Source organism: Qiania dongpingensis, from assembly GCF_014337195.1.
GTDB lineage: Bacteria > Bacillota > Clostridia > Lachnospirales > Lachnospiraceae > Lientehia > Lientehia dongpingensis.
Window position 1 is genome coordinate 2,443,835 of sequence record NZ_CP060634.1, and the last position, 19,726, is coordinate 2,463,560.

Consider the following 19,726-nt stretch of genomic DNA (forward strand, 5'->3'; position numbering starts at 1 on the left):
GTGGATGTGGTACATAAAAATGAAAAGGAGGAGAGGGGATCTTTATCCCCCAAAAGCACCATGAAGAAAAGACTGAAGAAATTAATTGCGGCGGCAATTTCCCTGCTGCTGGTCCTGGGGCTGGCTGCCTGCGGGAATGCCAAGGATGACGGAGAAAGTACGAAAGCCGGACAGGATAAGACCACAAAGGTTATGAATTTCGGTTCGACCGGATATTTTGCGGCGGAGACCATGGACCCGGCCAACGGCTGGGACGGCTGGTACATGACTTATGACGGAACGATGGAGACTCTGTTCCGCCTGGACGAGAGCTGTTCGCCGGTGAAATTTTTGGCAGAGGACTATGAAAACGTGGACAATCTCACTTGGAAAATTACGCTCAGGGATGATGTTACATTCCAGAACGGGGAGAAGATGACGGCGGATGCGGTAAAGAAATGCTTTGAACGCACCTATGAAGTGAGCGACCGGGCGAAGGAACAGATTCCGGTGGAATCCATAGAGGCGGACGGACAGATTCTGACCTTCCATCTGCAGAAGGAAAATGTGACGCTCATCAATGATCTGACGGATCCGCTCTGGAGCGTATACGATTCGGAAAACAGTAATTTTACGGACACCTTGTATGCCACTGGTCCTTATCTCATCACCGATTTTGAGCCGTTCAAGGAGACGGTCGTGAAAAAATATGAAGGCTACTGGGGCGGAGAGCCGAAACTGGATGAAGCGCATCTCATCACCATAAATGATACGGAGGCACTGTCCATGGCTCTCCAGAACGGAGAAATCGATATGGCGGTGGCGATGCCCACATCGGCCATTTCCACATTTCAGGATAATGCGGATTATGTGGTAGACGCGGTGACAACCTCCAGAGGAAACAGGATGTACTATAATATGGACAGACCGGCGCTGAAGGAAGAAGCAGTCCGGCAGGCAATCTCCATGTGCATCGACAGGGAAGGTGTGGCGGAAAGTATTTATAACGGAATGGCGACCCCTTCTTACGGAATCTTCCCGGAATTCTTACCTTATGGAGGGACAGAGGGACTTGATCTGACCGTGACAAAATATGATCCGGACGGGGCAAAGGCGCTTTTGGCGGATGCGGGCTGGAGCGACAGCAACGGAAACGGGACGCTGGATAAAGACGGAGTCGAGCTCGAGCTTCGCGCTATCACCTTCAGTTCCAGAAAAGAGCTGGGACAGTTCTTGGAGCTTCTGCAGTCGGAGCTTTCCGGCATCGGAATCAAGCTCACCGTAGACGTAATGGAAAATACCGCAGATGTACAGGCTTCCGGCGACTATGATCTGGATTGTGAGACCGGCGTCATGGTACCCACGGGAAACGCCCAATACTTCTTTAACATGATGGCGGTATCGGGAGGCAGCTCCAACTGGTCCCACTACTCCAATCCGAAGCTGGACGAGCTGGCGCAGACACTGGAAAAGACTTCTGATGAAGGAGAACGGACTTCCCTTATCCGGCAGATGGTACAGATGATTCTGGATGACAATGCCCTGACGATTTTTAACCATCAGAAAATGACGAATATCTATTCTAAGAATGTGACCGGATACCGTACGCATCCTTCCGAATATTACCTGCTGGATGTCAACATGGATATCAATAAATAATCTGAATGAATATCAGAAGAGCGACGCAGTCCTGCTGCGCCGCTTGTTCTGTCAGGAGGGATACGGATGATCAAATTTCTGGCGAGAAAGACAGGGATGCTGATCCTCATTTTTATTGGGATCACGTTTCTTTCTTTCTGTCTTACTTATTTGTCTCCCAGCGATCCGGCTGAAATAAAATTGAACAAAACCGGAGTGCCGCCCACGGAGGAACTATTGGAGCAGACCAGGAAGGAAATGGGGCTGGACCGTCCTCTGCTGATCCGATATGGGGATTGGCTCCTTGATATGATGAAAGGAGATATGGGGACATCTATACGAAATGGGAAGCCGGTGGTTTCTGAGCTGAAAAAGGCGCTGCCGCAGACCGCCGCGCTTACATTTGTTTCCATGGCCGCGGTCCTGCTGATATCCATACCTTTCGGGGTGCTGTGCGCCAGATTCAAAGACGGTCCGTTTGATATTGCCGTCCGGTTTGTTACATATCTGTTCGCCTCCCTTCCCTCTTTTTTCCTGGCCCTTGTTTTTCTGTATCTGTTCAGTGTGAAGCTGGGATGGTTCCCGGTCATTGCACCAAAGGGGATCAGAGGGATCATCATGCCGGCGCTGGTGTTGGCGCTCACTTTAAGCGCCTGGTATATCCGGCAGGTTCGTACGATCGTTCTGGACGAGTTGTCGAAGGAATATATAGCCGGATCGAGGGCGAGGGGAGTCCCTGAGAGGCAGATTCTGTTTTCTCATGTTCTGAGAAACGCCATGCTGCCGATCACTACGCTGGTTGGGGTTTCTCTGGCCGGGATGCTGGGAGGGACTACCATTGTGGAAAATGTGTTTTCCTGGCCCGGCCTGGGGCAATTGGCCATGGAAGCCATCACTGCCAGGGACTATCCGGTCATTCAGGGTTATGTGGTATGGATGGCTCTCATATTCCTGCTGGTCAATTTCCTGGTGGACTTGTCCTACGGGTGGATCGATCCGAAGGTCAGAAGATGAGCGGGAGGAGGAAGATGAATAAAACAAAAAAAAGAGCCGCGGTCCTGCTTTTTATACTGGCCATGATTCTGGCGCTGGCGGCGGCCGGACGTTTTTTAGCACCGAATGATCCGTATCAAACCAATCTTTCCCAGGCGCTTAAAGGGCCGTCTGCGGTATATCCGTTTGGAACCGACAATCTGGGACGCTGCATTTTGTCCAGGATACTGGAAGGCGCGGCGGCATCGGTTTTTTCCGCGCTGACCGTGGTCGCCGTCGTTTTTACATTTGGAACACTGATCGGTTTGATTGCGGGGTATGCCGGCGGGTGGATCGATCAGGCGCTCATGAAGGTCACGATGGTGTTTCAGGCGTTTCCCAGCTTTATCCTGGCGGTGGCAGTGGCCGGGATGCTGGGACCAGGGCTGAGAAACGCGATGATCTCTCTGGCCGTGATGTATTGGACCACCTATGCCCGGCTTGCCAGAAGCCTGGTCATACAGCTGAAGGAGGAGGCTTATATAAAAGCGGCGAAAATGTGCGGGGCGAAGGGACGTCATATCATATTCCGCCATATCCTTCCCAACATGATCTCTCCATTGATGATCACGGCGGCGCTGGATATCAGCAATGTGACCCTCAGCATGGCAGGCCTTTCCTTTCTGGGGCTTGGCGTACAGGCGCCTTTGGCGGAATGGGGGCTGATGATCAGCAATGGGAGGCCGTACCTGCAGACAGCTCCGTGGTGCATTTTCTTCCCCAGCCTGGCGCTGTTCGTGGTGGTGGTTTTGTTTAACCTGACCGGGGACTGTCTCCGGGATGCGATAGATGACAGGGGGGAGGGGTGAGCAGATGATTGAGGTGAAAAACATAACCGTCGCCTATGGAAGCGACACGGTGGTGAAAAATGTCAGCTTTGCCATGAAGCCGGGAGAGGTGATCGGAATCGTGGGCGAGAGCGGAAGCGGAAAGAGCACATTGCTCAAAAGCATATTGGGGCTTTTGGACAGCCGTGCAAAGGTGCTGGGCGGTGAGATCCGCCTGAATGGCAAGAATCTGCTGGAATTCCCGCCTGCCAGGATGCGGCAGATTCGGGGAAAAGAAATAGCCATGGTATTTCAGCACCCGGAGCTTTCATTGGACCCGGTCTGGACGGTCGGAAGATCTTTTTATGAAAGTATACGCGTTCATCGGGAAATCACAAAAAAGGAAGCAAACGTGCTGGGAAGAAAATTACTTGAGGCGCTGGAACTGGGAGAGCCGGATAAGATTCTCTCTTCCTATCCCTTTGAATTGTCGGGAGGAATGTGCCAGCGGGCAGCCATCGCGATAGCCATGGCAAACCGGCCGGGAATCCTGCTGGCGGATGAACCGACCAGCGCTCTGGATGTGACCGTACAGAAACAGGTGATCGAGACGATGATGCAGATGAGGAAAGAATTCGGCGCTTCTATTTTGATCGTCTCCCATAACATAGGCGTAATCGCGAAGATGGCTGATTTTGTCGGCGTGATGAGGAGGGGGCAGATGGTAGAATGGGGAACGAAGGAAGAAGTGCTTTACTCGCCGAAGCAGGATTATACCAAAGCCCTGATCCGGGCTGTCCCGAAAATGGGCGGAGAGCTTCCGGCGGCCGAGGAGGAGGGTATCCATGGCTGAATGTATTCTGGAAGTAAAGGATTTGACAAAGCGTTTCCGCGGCAGGGATAAAAAGGGACGTGAGAATGCGGAAGAACAGGCGGCGGTGGACGGAGTCAGCTTTTCCATAGAAGAGGGAGAATGCTTCGGCCTGATCGGCGAGAGCGGTAGCGGGAAGTCCACGACGGCTTATATGGTGGCCGGCCTTTTAAAGCCGGATGAAGGGGAGAGCCTGTTTCGCGGCCATCATATGCAGATGGTATTTCAGGACCCCATGAAAGCCATGAATCCGAGGAAGAGAGTGATCGACAGCATCAGTGAGGGAATTCTTTATCATAGAAATGGACTTTCTAGAACCGAAATCCGGGAAAAAGCATTGGAGGCCATGGATATGGTACAGCTTGACAGGAGCTTTGCAAAACGGTACGGCCGGGAACTGTCCGGCGGGGAATGCCAGAGAGCGACCATTGCCAGGGCTATCCTGATACGGCCGGAGCTTTTGGTATGCGACGAGGTGACCAGCGCTCTGGACGTTTCCGTTCAGGCTCAGATCATGAGACTTCTGGACAGCCTGAAGAATCAGCTGGGACTGTCGTATCTGTTTATTTCCCATGACATCGCTCTGGTCAGCAGCATCTGCGACCGGGTAGCCGTGATGTACCGCGGCAAAATAGTAGAGATGGGAAGAACAAAAGACGTGATTGCAGATTCAAAGGACGAATATACAAAAAAACTGATTGATTCCGTACTGACTTTATAACAAGACGTACAAAGAGGAGGTCTACATGAATAATAAAGAGGCGGCAATCGTCGGAAAGCGCTGGAGTTTTTGCGCCGAGGGATATGATTCCATCATACAGGAAGAATTTGAAGGGGAGCAGCCTTATCGCTGGAGCAGGCTGCTGCAGGAGAATGCTCCAAAGACGTGCGGAAGAGCATTGGATATCGGGACCGGTCCCGGGTTTTTTGCGGTACTGCTCAGCCGGATGGGATGGGAGGTCACAGGCATCGACTGCGCGGAGGAGATGGTCAGGACTGCTGCCAAAAACGCCGCGGCCTTAGGCGTAAAGGCGGAATTTTATCAAATGGACAATCACCATCTGAATTACTCAGATAACACCTTTGATTATATTGTCAGCAGGAACGTTACCTGGATTCTTTATGATCCGGAGGAAGCCTTTAAAGAATGGCTTCGCGTGTTGAAGCCGGGAGGACGGATTCTTTATTTTGACGCGAATTGGCCTTATTCGAAAGATAAGTCGTTTTTGGAAGCGCAGAAGAGAGACGAAGAGGCATACAGAAATCAGTACGGGGAGCCGGCCAATACGTATCGCGGAGATGAAGAGACGGAGGAAAAATTCAAGAGTCTGCTTTTCTTTGACAAGGTATGGAGGCCGGAATGGGACGAACGCCATCTTCCGGATTGCGGATATTGCAACGTCAGAGTGATCCCAAGGGTCAATGAGGAGGTTTACAGCGAATCGAAGCAGCTTTTATATCGTTCTGTGCCGATGTTTCTGGTGACGGCGGATAAGCCGTTGGATCAGTAGAACGGAACAGGGTCCTACGGAAGAGAAAGGAGTATCATAAGGCAGTTTTCTTTCCTTTTTATATCACATGATTTATCTCTTGTATCTTGTCTCTGCAGCAGGATATTGGTGATGTACCAGGGACGAGTCGTGGAATAGGGGATGGCAGCAGAAGTAATGGAGAAACCGGCCCACCCTTATACCGAGTTGCTTGTCCGGTGTGCGGAAGCATTTACGCTGGGGCGTGAAGAAAACAACAGAAAAAAGAGCCTGCCTGATAGACCGGAGCTGGAAAGCTGTATCGGAAAAAGAGAGAACGGCTGTGATTTCTATCCTTATTGTAAAAGACCAGGAGAAAAGTGCCGGTCGATCAGGCCGGAATTACCCGGAAAAGTGGATGAGCATTGCGCGGCGTGTCACTTTCCGGAAAATTAATAAAACCCAGGGCTTCCGAAGAAGTGACCTGGGTTTTGAACTGTCTGGCAAAAGGAGATTACATAGGGTCAATCAAAAAGTTCCGGAGGATTTTTATATCCATTAGAAGTCAGGAGAAGGAGCACAGAGCTCCATTTGGGGACTTTTTTCTGTAATTCCGCATGCTTCAGACAGTTTAAAAGAATGGCGGAAGAGGTCTCCAGGTACAGGCCGTATCGGCCGAATTCTCTGACTGCATCGGATATATTTTCAGAAGCTGCACTTATGGCAGACCCACTGCTATTTCTCAACGCCAGTTCGGATTGATAGGTGGCGGTGCCCCGCTGATGGACGGCGTTTGAGAAGGATCGCCAATGAATTTGTTTTGATGTGCGTTTTGTCCCAGAAGGACCCGCTCCAGCCGGGGGAACGGTACGGCGGCAACCAATTTAGGCATGGACGTAAGGAACCCTTCACGCACCAGATCCGAAAAACCCTCGTAAATTCCGTACAGCAGGTCACCGCGACAGGTGGGGATCAGAATATATTCCGGCAGAGTGTGAAGGGATTGTTTTGTACCAGACCGGCAGTCTGAATGTGCTGAGGGAAGGTTCTGTTATTGCTTATGGGAAAATAGAGAGGATGGAATGAGATGAGAAAAAAGAGCACGGTAGATCTGACCCAGGGAGTCATTTGGAAACAGCTTCTATTATTTGCACTGCCCCTTCTGGCTTCCAGTTTTATTCAGCAGCTCTATAATACGGTGGATCTGCTGTTTGTGGGTAATTTTATCGGAAAAAATGCGTCGGCGGCAGTAGGGGCCAGCAGTTTGCTGATTACCTGCCTGGTGGGATTTTTCAGCGGGATGAGTGTCGGATCCGGAGTTGTAATGTCGCAGCAGGTGGGGGCAAGGAGCGAGGAAGGCATCAGAAAGACACTTCATACGGCAGTGGCCCTTAGCTTTGCGGGCGGGATTCTGCTGACGATATTAGGATATATTGGAGCGCCGCTTTTCCTGAAATGGATGAATACGCCAGAGGAAATAATAGCGTCGGCTGTTTCCTATGTCCGGATATATTTCCTGAGTTTGACGTCGGTCATCACGTATAACATCGGTTCCGGAGTCATCCGGGCCACAGGAAACTCCAGCGCGCCTATGCTGATCCAGCTGATGGGAGGAATCACTAACGTGATTATGGATGCCGTGTTTGTGGTCTGGTTTGAAAATGGGATTGACGGTGTAGCCTGGGCTACCCTGATATCTCAGACAACCTCCGCGGCTTTGGCGCTGGTATATCTGTTCAGACAAAAAGGCGCCTATCATCTTAATTTTAGAAAATTAAAGATATATGGTACGGTTTTAAAGGAAATCATACGGGTGGGAATCCCGGCGGGAATTCAGTCACTGGTCATCACCTTGTCGAATGTATTTGCCCAGTATCATATTAACGGTTTTAATGTAGATGCCATCGCGGCCTTTACCGCTTATTTTAAAGTGGAACTGCCGATTTACCTTCCAATCGTAGCGTTCGGACAGGCCATCACGATATTCTCAGGTCAGAATATCGGGGCAAAGAATGAGGAACGCATGAGAAAAGGAACAAGGACCTGTATTTTAATGGGCATTTTTATCACCTTGATCATGATGGGAATTATGCTTTTATTTGGGCGTCAGGCTTTTCGGCTTTTTAATAAAGATGAGGAAGTGATTGCATATGGACTCCGCATTATTCGAATATCGTTTCCGTTTTATTGGGTCTACGTGATTTTAGAGGTTCTTGCGGCATCCATACGGGGCGCGGGAAAGTCGGTCCCGCCGATGGCTATTATTCTGACAAATATTTGTATCGTGCGGACGCTTCTTCTCTTTGTGATTATGTCCTTTTATCATGATGTGCGCGGTATTGCCCTGACTTATCCAATCACCTGGGGGCTGACGGCAGTCTGCATGTGTCTGTATTACCGTTATGGTAAATTTGTGCCGCACAAATAGGATATCCGGGGCATGGGGATAAAATTGGCGGACGAAAGGGAGAAAGCCCTTAAAAAACAAAGGAAAATTCCTGTGTTTTTTTAACCCCCTGCCCGGCTTGCAAAGGAGAAAATACCCTGATATGGTATGAAAAACAGGGATTCAATTACAGGAGAGGAGAGAGGGGAATGTTTGGACTGGAAGAGCTCAGGAGGGAATGGAAACATCCTGTGACAGACCGTGCGGCCAATACGGCGGTATGGGACGAGGCGGCTGAGAGTTTTTGCAAACACGCGGTGCCAAAATGGGAGGACAATCCGTTTCTGCAGGAAATAGAAAAAAAAGTGAAGCTTTATCCGGGAATGAGAGTGCTGGATATTGGATGCGGGACCGGAATTTATTCCATGGCTATGGCTTCCCGCGCTAAGGAGATAATCGGCGTGGATCTGTCTCCCAAGATGATTGCATATGCGCGGAAAAAAGCGGATGATGCCGGAATAGAGAATGTGGATTTCCGCTGTATGGACTGGCCGGGCGCCGCTGAAGAGGAAATAGAAAAGCTGGGGAAATTTGATCTGGTATTTGCTCATATGACTCCGGCCGTTGCGGATGCTGACAGTTTTTTTAAAATGCTGCGGACCGCGTCTGCCCATTGTTTTCTCGTAAAACCGGTCAGAAGAAGTGATTCAGTGCTGGATAAAGTAAAGCTGGCAGCAGGAGTAGAAAACCGGCCGGACAGTTTTGATAAAGGGATGCTATACGCTTTTGGGATCCTCTGGCAGCGGGGACTTTTGCCGGAGCTGTCCTACAGAAAAGAAACATGGGAATCAGAGCGAGATCTGGAGGACGCAAAGAAGTGGTATATAAATAAAATACGGACCTACAATCCTCTGGAGTATGAAGGGGAGGCAAAAATCTGCCGGCTTCTAGAAACACTTCAGGAGAATGGGACAGTAAAAGAAACGGTGAATACGGCTATCAGTACCATGTACTGGAATATGGAGGAAACGGTAGATGAAAATTACGATTCTGTATTACAGTGAGACCGGAAACACGGAAAAAATGGCGATGTTTGTAAAAGAGGGAATCCTTTCCCAGGCCCCCGAGGCGGAAGTGGAACTTATGAATCTTAAGGATGAGGATTCGATGAATGTGGAATTTCTGAACGCCAGTGAGGCCGTCGTATTTGGGACCCCCTGCTATGTGGCAAATCTTTGCTGGCAGATGAAGAAATTTTTTGATACTCGCTGGGACTGCAAGCTGGCCGACAAGCTGGCGGCCTGTTTTGCCACGGCCAATTGTATGTGGGGAGGGGCGGACATAGCGATTCAGACGGTACTTCAGCATGCCATGACAAGAGGAATGTTTTCCTATGCGTCCGGCGCCGGAAACGGACGGCCTTTTATTCATCTCGGCCCCATAGCTCTGAGGGATGAGCTGGAGGAAAAGGCAGACTTGTTCCGGATTTTCGGCAGACGGGTGGCGGAGAAAACAGAGAAATACTTTGTGAAACATTAGAGAAGGAGGATTTAAAAATGGAACAGGATAAGTGGAGAAAATGCGTGGAATTCCACGGACATGAATGCCCCGGGCTGGCAATTGGATTTCGTGTCGGTCTCTATGCGCTGGAATGGTTCGGCGGCATTGAGAGGGCGGAGGATGAGGAACTTGTATGCGTAACGGAAAATGACGCCTGCGGCGTGGATGCGGTACAGGTCCTGACCGGATGTACCATGGGAAAGGGGAATCTCCTGTACCGAGGGACAGGGAAAATGGCTTTTTCATTTTTTCTGAGGAAGACCGGGAAGGGCGTGAGAGTAGTCCTGAAGCCCGGAAAAAGTGGGACCAGCAGAGAAGAGAGGCAGAGAGAAATTTTGGAGAATCCTTTTGAAGAACTTTTCTGGGTAAAAGAGCCGGGATTTTCCCTTCCGGATGCCGCAAGGATCTTCGCGGATGAGACCTGTGAAATATGCGGAGAGGCTTCTCCAGATTATAAGATGCATCTGCAGGGCGGGAAAAAAGTCTGTGTGGATTGCTTTCAGGATTATTCAAGGGGCTGGTGATCAGTATGTCCGGCAGAGAAGAAACGATTCGAGAACAGAAAGAACAAATCAGCGGATATCATCGCCATATTCGGAGGAAATGGATCATACTGGCGGCGCTCTCCGTTGTTACACTGCTTTTAATGGTGGTCTGCGTGAACGCGGGGGCCGCTGATATGAAATTGGGGCAGGTCTTCCGTGCGATTTTGGGGCGGGGAGAAGAAAAAGACTGGATCGTTGTCTGGCGTATCCGTATGCCTCGGGTAATAGCCGCGGTGGTGGCGGGATCCGGACTATCCATTGCAGGCTGTGTAATGCAGAACGCTCTGAAGAATCCGCTGGCTTCTCCTTCCACTCTGGGAATCAGCAATGCGGCGACTTTCGGGGCGAATCTTGCAATCATAGGATTGAATGCCGGGACGGTCATGCATACGGCGGGAGATGAGGTGGTGATCAATAATCCTTATCTGGTCACCATCTGTGCATTTGTATGCTCTATGGCTGCCGCTCTGGCCATCCTCGGCCTGGCCCGGACGAGAGGGTTTGTGCCGGAGTCTATCGTTCTGGCCGGTGTGGCGCTTGGAGCCATGTTTACGGCTGGGACCACGATTCTGCAGTATTTTGGCACGGATATTAAAGTGGCGGCGGCTGTGTTCTGGACTTTTGGAGACCTCGGACGGGCTTCCTGGAAAGAAGTCGCCATATTGGCGGTGATCGTCGGATGTTCAGTCGTCTATTTCTTTTTCAAGAGGTGGGACTACAACGCGCTGGCAAATGGAGAAGAAACGGCTAAAAGCCTGGGAGTGAATACGGAACGAACCAGGTTCTGGGGACTGCTGGCCGCATCTTTGATCACAGCTGTGGCAGTTTCTTTTCTTGGAATGATAGGATACATCGGGTTGGTCGGCCCGCAGATCATGAGGAGGATCCTGGGGGCCGATCACCGGTTCCTGATTCCGGCGTCTGCATTGGCCGGCGCAATCATTCTGCTTGCGGCCGATACGCTGGCCAGGACGGTTATTTCACCGGTGGTTCTGCCGGTGGGAGCGCTGACATCTCTTCTCGGAGGGCCGATGTTCCTGTATCTGCTGCTAAAAGGGAGGAAACGTTCAGTATGAATTTGACAGTAAACGGGCTTTCTTTCCACTATCCGGGAAATGAGGTCCTGAAAGATGTGACATTTTCCGTAGAGAAGGGTGACCGGGTGGCCATACTGGGAACAAATGGCGTAGGAAAATCAACACTTTTAAAATGTCTGAACAGGATATTGAAAAGGGACGGAGGAAGTGTGCTGGTGGATGGCGCGGATGTAAATGCCATGTCCCGGGAAAGATTGGCCAGGAAGATAGGATATGTTTCCCAGAGCTGCCGCTTCTCAGAGACGACGGTTTATGACGCGGTTTTACTTGGAAGAAAACCCTATATTAAATGGGAAGTATCAGAAAAGGATCTGCTCATGGTTCAGAATATCTTAAAGCAGCTGTCCATGGAAGCATATGCCCTGCGCCCGGTCACAGAGCTTTCCGGCGGGGAGATGCAGAAAGTTTCCATAGCCAGGGCCCTGGCGCAGGAGCCGCAGGTACTTTTGTTTGATGAACCGACCAGCAGTCTGGATTTGAAGAACCAGATTGAAGTGATTAACCTGATACAGAAGATAGTAAAAGAAAAGCATATTTCTGCGGTGGCGACAATGCACGATCTGAACCTTGCAGCCAGATTTGCCAATAAATTTTTGATGGTTGCCGACGGAAGGATATATGCTTCAGGAGGGCCTGAGATTCTGACAGAGGAGAATATCCATGCGGTCTACGGAGTCCGGACATCGGTGGAGATGAGAAACGGTATGCCATTGATCATACCCTTATGACATGAGACAATACGATTGGAGGAAAAGAATGAAAAGGAAAATTGGAAGTATCGCAGTTGCCGTAATTATGGCGGCGGCCCTGTTGGCGGGCTGCGGAAACAAGAGTACGGGAGCTGCAAACGAGACGGACACGACGGCATCAGAAAAAACGGACGGATTGAAAGAAGAAAAAAAAGAAGATGAGACTAAGAAAGCAGAACAGAAAACAGAGAGTTCTGAGGAAGCGAAGGAAATGACGGTCACGGATATGGCAGGACGGGTGGTGACGATTCCTGCGGGCGCCGAGAAATTTGCGGCGATTGGACCTGGCTGCCTGCGGCTGTACTGCTATGTTGCCGATACCTCGGCTCTGGTGGGCGCGGAGCAGATTGAGATTGACGATGCGACGGGACGCTCATATGTCATGGCTGATAAAGACATTCAGAAGCTTTCCAGCATTGGAGCCGGCGGTCCTACGAACGCACCGGATCCGGAGAAGCTTTTAACGGCGGACCCAGATGTAATTTTTACCTGCTATAATTCAGATGTAGCGGCCATAGACGACCTGCAGGAAAAGACCGGTATCCCGGTAGTATCCCTGAGCTATGGGGAAGTATCGGTATTTGATCCGGCTGTGGATGAATCCTTGACGCTGGTCGGAAAGATAACCGGTCATGAGAAAAGAGCGGAGGAGATCATCCGCTATATCGCGGACGCTAAAGCAGACTTAAATGAACGGACGAAGGACATTCCGGAGGAGGACAGGCCGGTCGTATATCTGGCGGGCCAGTCCATGAGAGGTTCCCATGGGATTGAAAGTACTTCCGGAAACTACGCCCTTTTTGATGCAGTCAATGCCAGAAATGTGGTGAGTGAGGCCGGCATCCATGAATATGTGATGTTAGATAAGGAGAAGATTCTGGAAATGGATCCGGAAATCATTATAGTAGAAGCGGGTGGGCTTCCTCTGATTCTGGAAGATTACGAATCGGATCCCAGTTTCTATGAAGGCCTTCAGGCAGTGAAAAACAACAGGCTGTATTTGCAGCTTCCTTACAATTACTACAGCTGTAACATTGATGTAGCCATCGCTGATGCTTATTATTTCGGAACGCTGTTTTATCCGGAGGAATTCCAGGATATCGATCCGGCGAAGAAGTTTGATGAGATCACGACGGAAATGGTGGGGGCTCCATTGTATGCGGAGTATTCGGAAGCCTATGGGACCTTTGGTACCGTGACTCTAAAATAAACGGCTGTAATGCGTCGTATCCCGGGCATAGGGATGGAAAAGAAAAAAGACACTTCCGGAATCCCCATGAATTAAGGAAAAAAATAATATCGAAAAACAACCGTGGGGGCGGCTTGCGCGGCTGGCTGAGTGCTGATAAGATAATGGCAGAAACAAAAGCCCATTATTATACCTCAAATAAATACTCTATCAAAAAAGAAAGAACCGGCGGAAGCCGGTTTTTTCTTTTTAATATCAGGATTCTTTCTTGTTTTAACAGCGAGCCCGGAATCACGAATGCAGGAAGCTTTCTATATCGTGGGGACTGTGATAAAATGAAAAAAACGGCGCGGGGCAGAAAAAGGGAGTGTGTAGTTATGAGGTATAAAGGGAAGAAAGCCATATGGTATTATGCGATTGTGATCTTCGCGAATGCCGGCATCATATGGCAGCTTGCCGGCAGCCGGAAAATCTCGGAAGCGGCGCCTCTTGTTCTGGCGCTCATCGTTTCGGATCTCATTTTTATTCCCTCCTTAGTCCGAAACTATGTGGTGTTTCAGGAAGACGCGCTGCGCGTGGCCTTTGGCTTCCTAAATGAGAAAATTTATTATAAAGATATCGTCCGGGTGTGGAAGACTCATAATCCGCTGGCATCGTATGCCGCTTCTCTGGACAGGATTGCCATAAAGACCAGGGGATCTGAGTTTATGATATCCGTACTGGACAAAGAGAAGTTTCTGGCGGAGATCAAGGCCAGAGCCGGGCTCGTCACAAACCGGGGCTGAAACGGAGGCGGAAATGAAGAGAGCCGCTTGCAATGCGCCGAATGATTCTGTATAATAGGAACGTATTACACAGGATGCCCTTTGTACATTGACGCTATTATTGGGGGATACAAAAGTGAGAAAAACGGGATTTGACAACGAAAAATACCTGCAGATGCAGTCAGAGCATATCAGAGAGCGGATCTCTCAGTTCGGAGGGAAGCTTTATCTGGAGTTCGGAGGAAAGCTGTTTGACGATTATCATGCCTCCCGGGTGCTTCCGGGATTTCAGCCGGACAGCAAGCTTCGGATGCTCCTTCAGATCAAGGAGCAGGTGGAGATCGTCATAGCCATAGGAGCGGCTGACATTGAAAAGAACAAGGTTCGGGGAGACTTGGGCATCACCTATGATTCCGATGTGCTACGGTTGATTGATGAATTCCGGGGAATCGGCCTCTATGTGGGAAGTGTGGTGCTGACCAGATACCAGGGGCAGCCGGCGGCCGAGGCATTCCAGAAGCGGCTGGAATCCCTGGGGGTGCGTGTATACAGGCATTATCCGATTGAAGGATATCCTTCTGATCTGACCAGGATCGTCAGCGATGATGGCTATGGAAGAAATGAATATATAGAGACCACCAGGGAACTGGTGGTGGTGACGGCCCCGGGGCCGGGAAGCGGAAAGATGGCCACCTGCCTTTCTCAGCTGTATCATGAACATAAGAGGGGAATTCAGGCAGGCTATGCGAAGTTTGAAACCTTTCCCATCTGGAACCTGCCTCTCAAGCATCCGGTAAATTTGGCCTATGAGGCGGCTACGGCGGACCTGGACGATATCAACATGATCGATCCGTTCCATCTGGAGGCATATGGAGAGACCACGGTCAACTACAACCGGGATGTGGAGATATTTCCGGTGCTGACTGCGATGCTGGAAAAGATTGTGGGGAAATGCCCGTATAAGTCCCCGACGGATATGGGTGTCAATATGGCCGGCAATTGTATCTTTGATGACGAGGCGGTCAGGGAAGCGTCCTGCCAGGAGATTATCCGCCGGTATTATACTGCGCTCTGCGGACAGCGAAAGGGAGTCACAGAGGATAATGTGGTCTATAAGCTGGAGCTTTTGATGAAGAAAGCGGGGGTCACACCGGAAGACAGGGCTGTGGTGAAGCCGGCTCTGGCAAAAGCGGATGCTACCGGGGAACCGGCCGCCGCGATGGAGCTGCCGGACGGTACCATCCTCACGGGCAGGACATCGGAGCTTTTGGGACCTTCTTCGGCGCTTCTTCTGAACGCGCTGAAAACACTGGGGGGGATTGAGGACAGTGTCCATTTGATCTCGCCGACCATCATCGAGCCAATCCAGAAGCTGAAGGTAGGATATCTCGGGAATAAGAACCCCAGGCTCCATACGGATGAGGTGCTCATCGCGCTGTCCATCTGTGCGGCGTCTGACGGAGAAGCCCAGAAAGCCATGGAGCAGCTGTCCGGACTCCGAGGCTGTGAGGCCCATTCTACAGTGATCCTTTCCCATGTGGATGAGAAGGTGTTCCGCAGGCTGGGAGTGAACATCACATATGAACCGAAGTATCAGACTTCGAAGCTGTACCACGTATGATCGTAATGATAAATAGAGGACCATGCACATCCGTGCATGGTCCTTTTAATAATAGGAAGCTTTTATTTTCCTTCCTGATGTTCAAGGGCAGCGCCGACAAAGCCGCGGAATAGAGGATGGGGCCGGTTGGGCCGGGATTTCAGTTCCGGGTGGGCCTGGGTCGCCAGGAACCAGGGGTGAGATTTCAGCTCGATCATCTCCACAATGCGTCCGTCGGGAGAAATGCCAGAGAGCGTCAAACCGTTTTCCTCCATGACCTTTCGAAAATCGTTGTTGACCTCATAGCGGTGCCTGTGTCGTTCGTGAATGATCTCCTGACCGTAAAGCTCATAGGCTTTTGTGGATTTGTCCAGGACACAGGGATAAGATCCAAGTCTCAGCGTGCCGCCGATGTCTTCAATCCCGTTCTGGTCGGGCATCAGATGGATGACTGGATGGGTGGTCTGGGAATCCAGCTCCACACTGTGTGCATCCCCGTATCCGATCACATTGCGGGCGTATTCCACGATGGCCAGCTGCATACCGAGACAGAGACCGAGGAATGGGACGCCGTTCTCACGGGCATACTTGATGGCGGAGATTTTGCCGTCGATGCCCCGGTTTCCGAAGCCCCCTGGCACCAGGATACCCGCCGCGTCTCCAAGAATCTCGTCTGCATTTTCGTCGGTTACAGTTTCAGAGTCGACCCATTTGATCGTGACGTCGGCGTGATTGGCCACACCGCTGTGGCGGAGGGCCTCGACTACGCTGATATAGGCGTCATGGAGCTGGATATATTTTCCCACCAGTGCGACAGTGACTTTTTTCCTGGGCTGTTTCCAGGCCTCGATCATCGCCGCCCATTCCTCCAGATCTGGTTTGGGACAGCTGAGTCTCAGGCATTGGCAGGCGACCTCAGCCAGATGCTCCTTTTCCATGGCGAGCGGGGCCTCATATAAGATGTCCACGTCCAGGTTCTGCAGAACATGGCTGGCAGGAACATTACAGAATAGGGCGATCTTAGAGCGGATCTGATCGTCAAGAGGATATTCGGAGCGGCATACGATGATATCCGGCTGGATTCCGATGCCCTGCAGCTCCTTTACGCTGGCCTGGGTGGGCTTGGTCTTCAGTTCTCCGGAAGCTTTCAGATAAGGGATCAGAGTCACATGGATCAGAATGGCATTTTCATGGCCGACATCGTGCTGGAACTGGCGGATGGCTTCCAGAAACGGCTGGCTTTCGATGTCGCCTACGGTGCCGCCCACTTCGATGATGGCGATTTCCGTTTCTTTGGTGGATTGATTTCGATGAAAACGGTCTTTGATCTCGTTGGTGATATGAGGGATGACCTGCACGGTCCCTCCGCCGAAATCTCCCCGTCTTTCTTTCGATAAAACAGACCAGTAAATCTTACCTGCGGTTACGTTGGAATTTTTAGTGAGACTTTCATCAATGAATCTTTCGTAGTGACCGAGATCCAGGTCCGTCTCGGCTCCGTCGTCGGTGACGAAGACCTCTCCGTGCTGGATGGGATTCATGGTACCCGGGTCGATGTTGATGTAGGGGTCAAATTTCTGCATGGTGACGGTGTAGCCTCTGGATTTCAGCAGGCGTCCAAGGGATGCCGCCGTAATCCCCTTTCCGAGGCCGGATACCACGCCGCCGGTAACGAACACGTATTTTACGGGCATGTTTTGTCCTCCTTTTGAGTAAGAGATTATGTCAAAAATAACTTATATAGTATACAACCGGGAAAAAAATAATGCTAGGACTTTTTGCGGAAAATTTTATAAATCCTTAAGAAATGTGAACAATATTTCATGATGGATGTATTGATTTATTATGGAAATGCTTTATAATAGTAAAGACAGCTTCGGTGGACAGAAAAACAGCTTAACTGCCGATATAGGAGCATAAAGGAGATAATAATATATGGATAACCCAAATCAGAACCGGAACCAGAAAGGGAACGGGAATGGAAACAAGCCGGGCAGGAATAATCAGATGATCCTGCTACTGGTAGTGGCCGCGGTTGTCACGCTGCTGTGTGTTTCCATGATGAGCAGCTTCCTTTCCGACGGTACCAGGACTGAGGTGACATACAGCGATTTCATTCAGATGGTGAAGGACGGGAAGGTGAAATCCGTAGTTATCAAGGACGATGAGATCTTGATCACGCCAGTGTCCGATTATACGGTGCAGAGCACAGAGGATTCGCCGTTTTACTATCTGCAGACTGAGACTTATTATACGGTTAGGATAGAAGACCCGGATCTGACCTCCACGTTGTTGAGTTCCAATGTGGAGATAAAAGGGAAAAAGCCAAACACCAATTCCACACTGCTGGATATTCTGCTGGTATATATCCTGCCGGTTGCTTTAGTGTGGATATTCCTCATGTTTATCATGAGACGTTCCGGCGGCGGAGGCGTCATGGGCGTAGGCAAGAGCAACGCCAAGATGTATGACGTCCAAAAGGAGACCGGAGTCTCGTTCAAGGATGTGGCCGGAGAGGACGAGGCCAAAGAATCACTCCAGGAGATTGTAGATTTCCTCCACAATCCGGGGAGATATTCCACCATTGGCGCTAAGCTGCCGAAGGGAGCCCTGCTGGTGGGACCTCCCGGTACCGGTAAGACATTACTGGCAAAGGCTGTAGCCGGAGAAGCAAAGGTGCCGTTCTTTTCTCTTTCCGGCTCTGATTTTGTGGAAATGTTCGTAGGCGTCGGCGCGTCCAGAGTACGTGACCTGTTTAAAAAGGCCCAGGAAAACGCGCCGTGTATCGTTTTCATAGATGAGATAGACGCCATAGGAAAGAGCCGTGATTCCCGATATGGCGGAGGGAATGACGAGCGGGAACAGACGCTCAACCAGCTGCTTTCGGAGATGGACGGCTTTGATTCCAATAAAGGCGTTTTCATCTTGGCTGCGACCAACCGCCCGGAGATCCTGGATAAGGCGCTGCTCCGCCCTGGCCGTCTGGACCGGCGGATCATCGTGGATAAGCCGGATCTGAAGGGCCGTATCAATATACTGAAGGTGCATTCCAAGGATGTCCTCATGGATGACTCCGTGGATTTGGAAGCGATTGCCTTGGCGACGTCAGGCGCGGTGGGTTCTGACCTGGCGAATATGATAAATGAAGCAGCTATCAACGCGGTAAAGCACGGACGTCATGTGGTCAGCCAGGCCGATCTGTTTGAGGCCGTGGAAGTAGTGCTCGTAGGCAAGGAGAAGAAGGACCGGATCATGAGTGAGAAGGAACGCAGGATCGTTTCTTATCACGAGGTGGGCCATGCGCTGGTCAGCGCCCTTCAGAAGGATTCGGAGCCGGTACAGAAGATCACCATCGTGCCCCGTACCATGGGTGCGTTGGGTTATGTGATGAACGTGCCGGAGGAAGAGAAGTATCTGAACAGCGAGGCGGAGCTGAAGGCCATGCTGGTTCAGTTTTTGGGCGGCAGGGCCGCCGAGGAGCTTGTGTTTGACACAGTGACTACAGGAGCGGCCAATGATATTGAGCGGGCGACCGCCGTGGCCAGAGCGATGGTCACACAATATGGAATGTCCAGGAAGTTCGGCCTGATGGGCCTTGAATCCGTCGAGAGCAAATATCTGGACGGCAGAGCAGTGCTCAATTGTGCCGATGTGACTGCGGCTGAGATAGACAGCGAGGTCAAGCTGATGCTGGAAGAAGCCCACGAGGAGGCGAAGCGTCTGCTGTCCCAGAACCGCGAGGCGCTGGATAAGATTGCCGCGTTCTTGATTGAACGGGAAACGATCACGGGCAAAGAGTTCATGCGCATCTTCCGTGAGATCAAGGGAGAGACAGTGGAAGAAACGGCTCCTGAAAAGAAACCAGAAACTGACGGGGAACAGAAGCCGGTGCAGGAAGATGTGGTCCGCATTGCGGATGCGGCAGACCTGGACGCAGCCGGTCTCAATCCGGATAGAGCAGATGGGGCGGAAGCCGGGGAACCGGAATCAGGGAATGATGGAAAAGAAGAATAATGTATATTTCTGAAATTGATAAATGAATGAGGGAACCCGGCCGGGAGACTCCTGTGGAGCCTGGCC

Annotated in this window: 18 protein-coding genes; 17 read left to right on the plus strand and 1 reads right to left on the minus strand. The window is 50.8% G+C overall.

Annotated elements, in window-relative coordinates; genetic code table 11:
• The 16 genes from H9Q78_RS11405 (at window position 1) to H9Q78_RS11480 (ending at window position 15,667) form a co-directional block, all read left to right on the plus strand.
• Window positions 1-1,638: an ABC transporter substrate-binding protein gene (locus H9Q78_RS11405; RefSeq protein WP_249301836.1), complete on the plus strand. Its 1,638-nt coding sequence runs from the start codon at window positions 1-3 to the stop codon at window positions 1,636-1,638.
• A gap of 66 nt (window positions 1,639-1,704) precedes the next feature.
• Window positions 1,705-2,631, plus strand: a complete 927-nt coding sequence (nikB, locus tag H9Q78_RS11410) for a nickel ABC transporter permease (protein WP_249301838.1) — start codon at window positions 1,705-1,707, stop codon at window positions 2,629-2,631.
• Window positions 2,632-2,645: 14 nt separating this feature from the next.
• Entirely contained in the window at window positions 2,646-3,458 is an 813-nt protein-coding gene (gene nikC, locus H9Q78_RS11415) for a nickel transporter permease (RefSeq protein ID WP_249301840.1), read from the plus strand.
• A 4-nt stretch (window positions 3,459-3,462) separates the two neighbouring features.
• Window positions 3,463-4,269 carry an ABC transporter ATP-binding protein gene (locus tag H9Q78_RS11420; RefSeq protein WP_249301842.1) on the plus strand — a complete coding sequence of 269 codons (807 nt, stop codon included), beginning with the start codon at window positions 3,463-3,465 and terminating at the stop codon, window positions 4,267-4,269.
• The gene (locus H9Q78_RS11425; RefSeq protein ID WP_249301843.1) at window positions 4,262-5,008 is read left to right on the plus strand and encodes an ABC transporter ATP-binding protein; all 747 of its coding nucleotides are present in this window, start codon (window positions 4,262-4,264) and stop codon (window positions 5,006-5,008) included. Before H9Q78_RS11420 ends, H9Q78_RS11425 begins: the two co-directional genes overlap by 8 nt.
• Before the next feature lie 25 nt (window positions 5,009-5,033).
• Window positions 5,034-5,798 carry a class I SAM-dependent methyltransferase gene (locus H9Q78_RS11430; protein WP_249301845.1) on the plus strand — a complete coding sequence of 255 codons (765 nt, stop codon included), beginning with the start codon at window positions 5,034-5,036 and terminating at the stop codon, window positions 5,796-5,798.
• A 141-nt stretch (window positions 5,799-5,939) separates the two neighbouring features.
• Complete coding sequence (locus H9Q78_RS11435) at window positions 5,940-6,212, plus strand: oligopeptide/dipeptide ABC transporter ATP-binding protein (protein WP_249301847.1); 273 nt, start codon at window positions 5,940-5,942, stop codon at window positions 6,210-6,212.
• Window positions 6,213-6,843: 631 nt separating this feature from the next.
• Entirely contained in the window at window positions 6,844-8,184 is a 1,341-nt protein-coding gene (locus H9Q78_RS11440; RefSeq protein ID WP_249301849.1) for an MATE family efflux transporter, read from the plus strand.
• 167 nt (window positions 8,185-8,351) lie between these two features.
• Entirely contained in the window at window positions 8,352-9,206 is an 855-nt protein-coding gene (locus tag H9Q78_RS11445) for a class I SAM-dependent methyltransferase (RefSeq protein WP_249301850.1), read from the plus strand.
• On the plus strand, window positions 9,178-9,681 hold the full coding sequence (locus H9Q78_RS11450) for a flavodoxin family protein (protein ID WP_249301852.1): 504 nt from the start codon (window positions 9,178-9,180) through the stop codon (window positions 9,679-9,681). The genes H9Q78_RS11445 and H9Q78_RS11450 overlap by 29 nt, the downstream gene beginning before the upstream one ends.
• Window positions 9,682-9,698: 17 nt before the next feature.
• Window positions 9,699-10,226 carry an FmdE family protein gene (locus H9Q78_RS11455; RefSeq protein WP_249301854.1) on the plus strand — a complete coding sequence of 176 codons (528 nt, stop codon included), beginning with the start codon at window positions 9,699-9,701 and terminating at the stop codon, window positions 10,224-10,226.
• A gap of 5 nt (window positions 10,227-10,231) precedes the next feature.
• Window positions 10,232-11,323: a FecCD family ABC transporter permease gene (locus H9Q78_RS11460; protein WP_249301856.1), complete on the plus strand. Its 1,092-nt coding sequence runs from the start codon at window positions 10,232-10,234 to the stop codon at window positions 11,321-11,323.
• Complete coding sequence (locus tag H9Q78_RS11465) at window positions 11,320-12,072, plus strand: ABC transporter ATP-binding protein (protein WP_249301857.1); 753 nt, start codon at window positions 11,320-11,322, stop codon at window positions 12,070-12,072. The genes H9Q78_RS11460 and H9Q78_RS11465 overlap by 4 nt, the downstream gene beginning before the upstream one ends.
• A gap of 28 nt (window positions 12,073-12,100) precedes the next feature.
• Window positions 12,101-13,303: an iron ABC transporter substrate-binding protein gene (locus H9Q78_RS11470; protein WP_249301859.1), complete on the plus strand. Its 1,203-nt coding sequence runs from the start codon at window positions 12,101-12,103 to the stop codon at window positions 13,301-13,303.
• A 356-nt stretch (window positions 13,304-13,659) separates the two neighbouring features.
• Window positions 13,660-14,067, plus strand: coding sequence for a PH domain-containing protein (locus tag H9Q78_RS11475; protein ID WP_249301860.1), 408 nt, complete (start codon window positions 13,660-13,662; stop codon window positions 14,065-14,067).
• Between the two features lie 115 nt (window positions 14,068-14,182).
• Window positions 14,183-15,667 (plus strand): DUF1846 domain-containing protein, encoded by a 1,485-nt coding sequence (locus H9Q78_RS11480; protein WP_249301862.1) that lies wholly within the window; start codon window positions 14,183-14,185, stop codon window positions 15,665-15,667.
• A 62-nt stretch (window positions 15,668-15,729) separates the two neighbouring features.
• Here H9Q78_RS11480 and H9Q78_RS11485 read toward each other — a convergent pair whose 3' ends face one another.
• Window positions 15,730-17,340: a CTP synthase gene (locus tag H9Q78_RS11485; RefSeq protein WP_249301863.1), complete on the minus strand. Its 1,611-nt coding sequence runs from the start codon at window positions 17,338-17,340 to the stop codon at window positions 15,730-15,732.
• Window positions 17,341-17,581: 241 nt separating this feature from the next.
• Here H9Q78_RS11485 and ftsH point away from each other — a divergent pair, with 241 nt between their 5' ends.
• A complete protein-coding gene (ftsH, locus tag H9Q78_RS11490; protein WP_249301865.1) occupies window positions 17,582-19,660 on the plus strand; it encodes an ATP-dependent zinc metalloprotease FtsH in 2,079 nt (692 codons plus the stop codon).
• The last annotated feature ends 66 nt before the right edge of the window (window positions 19,661-19,726 follow it).

Bases quoted from the DNA above. Each gene is read 5' to 3' on its own strand.
- nikB (WP_249301838.1), top strand. From the start codon at position 1,705: ATGATCAAATTTCTGGCGAGAAAGACAGGGATGCTGATCCTCATTTTT.
- nikC (WP_249301840.1), top strand. From the start codon at position 2,646: ATGAATAAAACAAAAAAAAGAGCCGCGGTCCTGCTTTTTATACTGGCC.
- H9Q78_RS11420 (WP_249301842.1), top strand. From the start codon at position 3,463: ATGATTGAGGTGAAAAACATAACCGTCGCCTATGGAAGCGACACGGTG.
- H9Q78_RS11425 (WP_249301843.1), top strand. From the start codon at position 4,262: ATGGCTGAATGTATTCTGGAAGTAAAGGATTTGACAAAGCGTTTCCGC.
- H9Q78_RS11430 (WP_249301845.1), top strand. From the start codon at position 5,034: ATGAATAATAAAGAGGCGGCAATCGTCGGAAAGCGCTGGAGTTTTTGC.
- H9Q78_RS11435 (WP_249301847.1), top strand. From the start codon at position 5,940: ATGGCAGCAGAAGTAATGGAGAAACCGGCCCACCCTTATACCGAGTTG.
- H9Q78_RS11440 (WP_249301849.1), top strand. From the start codon at position 6,844: ATGAGAAAAAAGAGCACGGTAGATCTGACCCAGGGAGTCATTTGGAAA.
- H9Q78_RS11445 (WP_249301850.1), top strand. From the start codon at position 8,352: ATGTTTGGACTGGAAGAGCTCAGGAGGGAATGGAAACATCCTGTGACA.
- H9Q78_RS11450 (WP_249301852.1), top strand. From the start codon at position 9,178: ATGAAAATTACGATTCTGTATTACAGTGAGACCGGAAACACGGAAAAA.
- H9Q78_RS11455 (WP_249301854.1), top strand. From the start codon at position 9,699: ATGGAACAGGATAAGTGGAGAAAATGCGTGGAATTCCACGGACATGAA.
- H9Q78_RS11460 (WP_249301856.1), top strand. From the start codon at position 10,232: ATGTCCGGCAGAGAAGAAACGATTCGAGAACAGAAAGAACAAATCAGC.
- H9Q78_RS11465 (WP_249301857.1), top strand. From the start codon at position 11,320: ATGAATTTGACAGTAAACGGGCTTTCTTTCCACTATCCGGGAAATGAG.
- H9Q78_RS11470 (WP_249301859.1), top strand. From the start codon at position 12,101: ATGAAAAGGAAAATTGGAAGTATCGCAGTTGCCGTAATTATGGCGGCG.
- H9Q78_RS11475 (WP_249301860.1), top strand. From the start codon at position 13,660: ATGAGGTATAAAGGGAAGAAAGCCATATGGTATTATGCGATTGTGATC.
- H9Q78_RS11485 (WP_249301863.1), bottom strand. From the start codon at position 17,340: ATGCCCGTAAAATACGTGTTCGTTACCGGCGGCGTGGTATCCGGCCTC.
- ftsH (WP_249301865.1), top strand. From the start codon at position 17,582: ATGGATAACCCAAATCAGAACCGGAACCAGAAAGGGAACGGGAATGGA.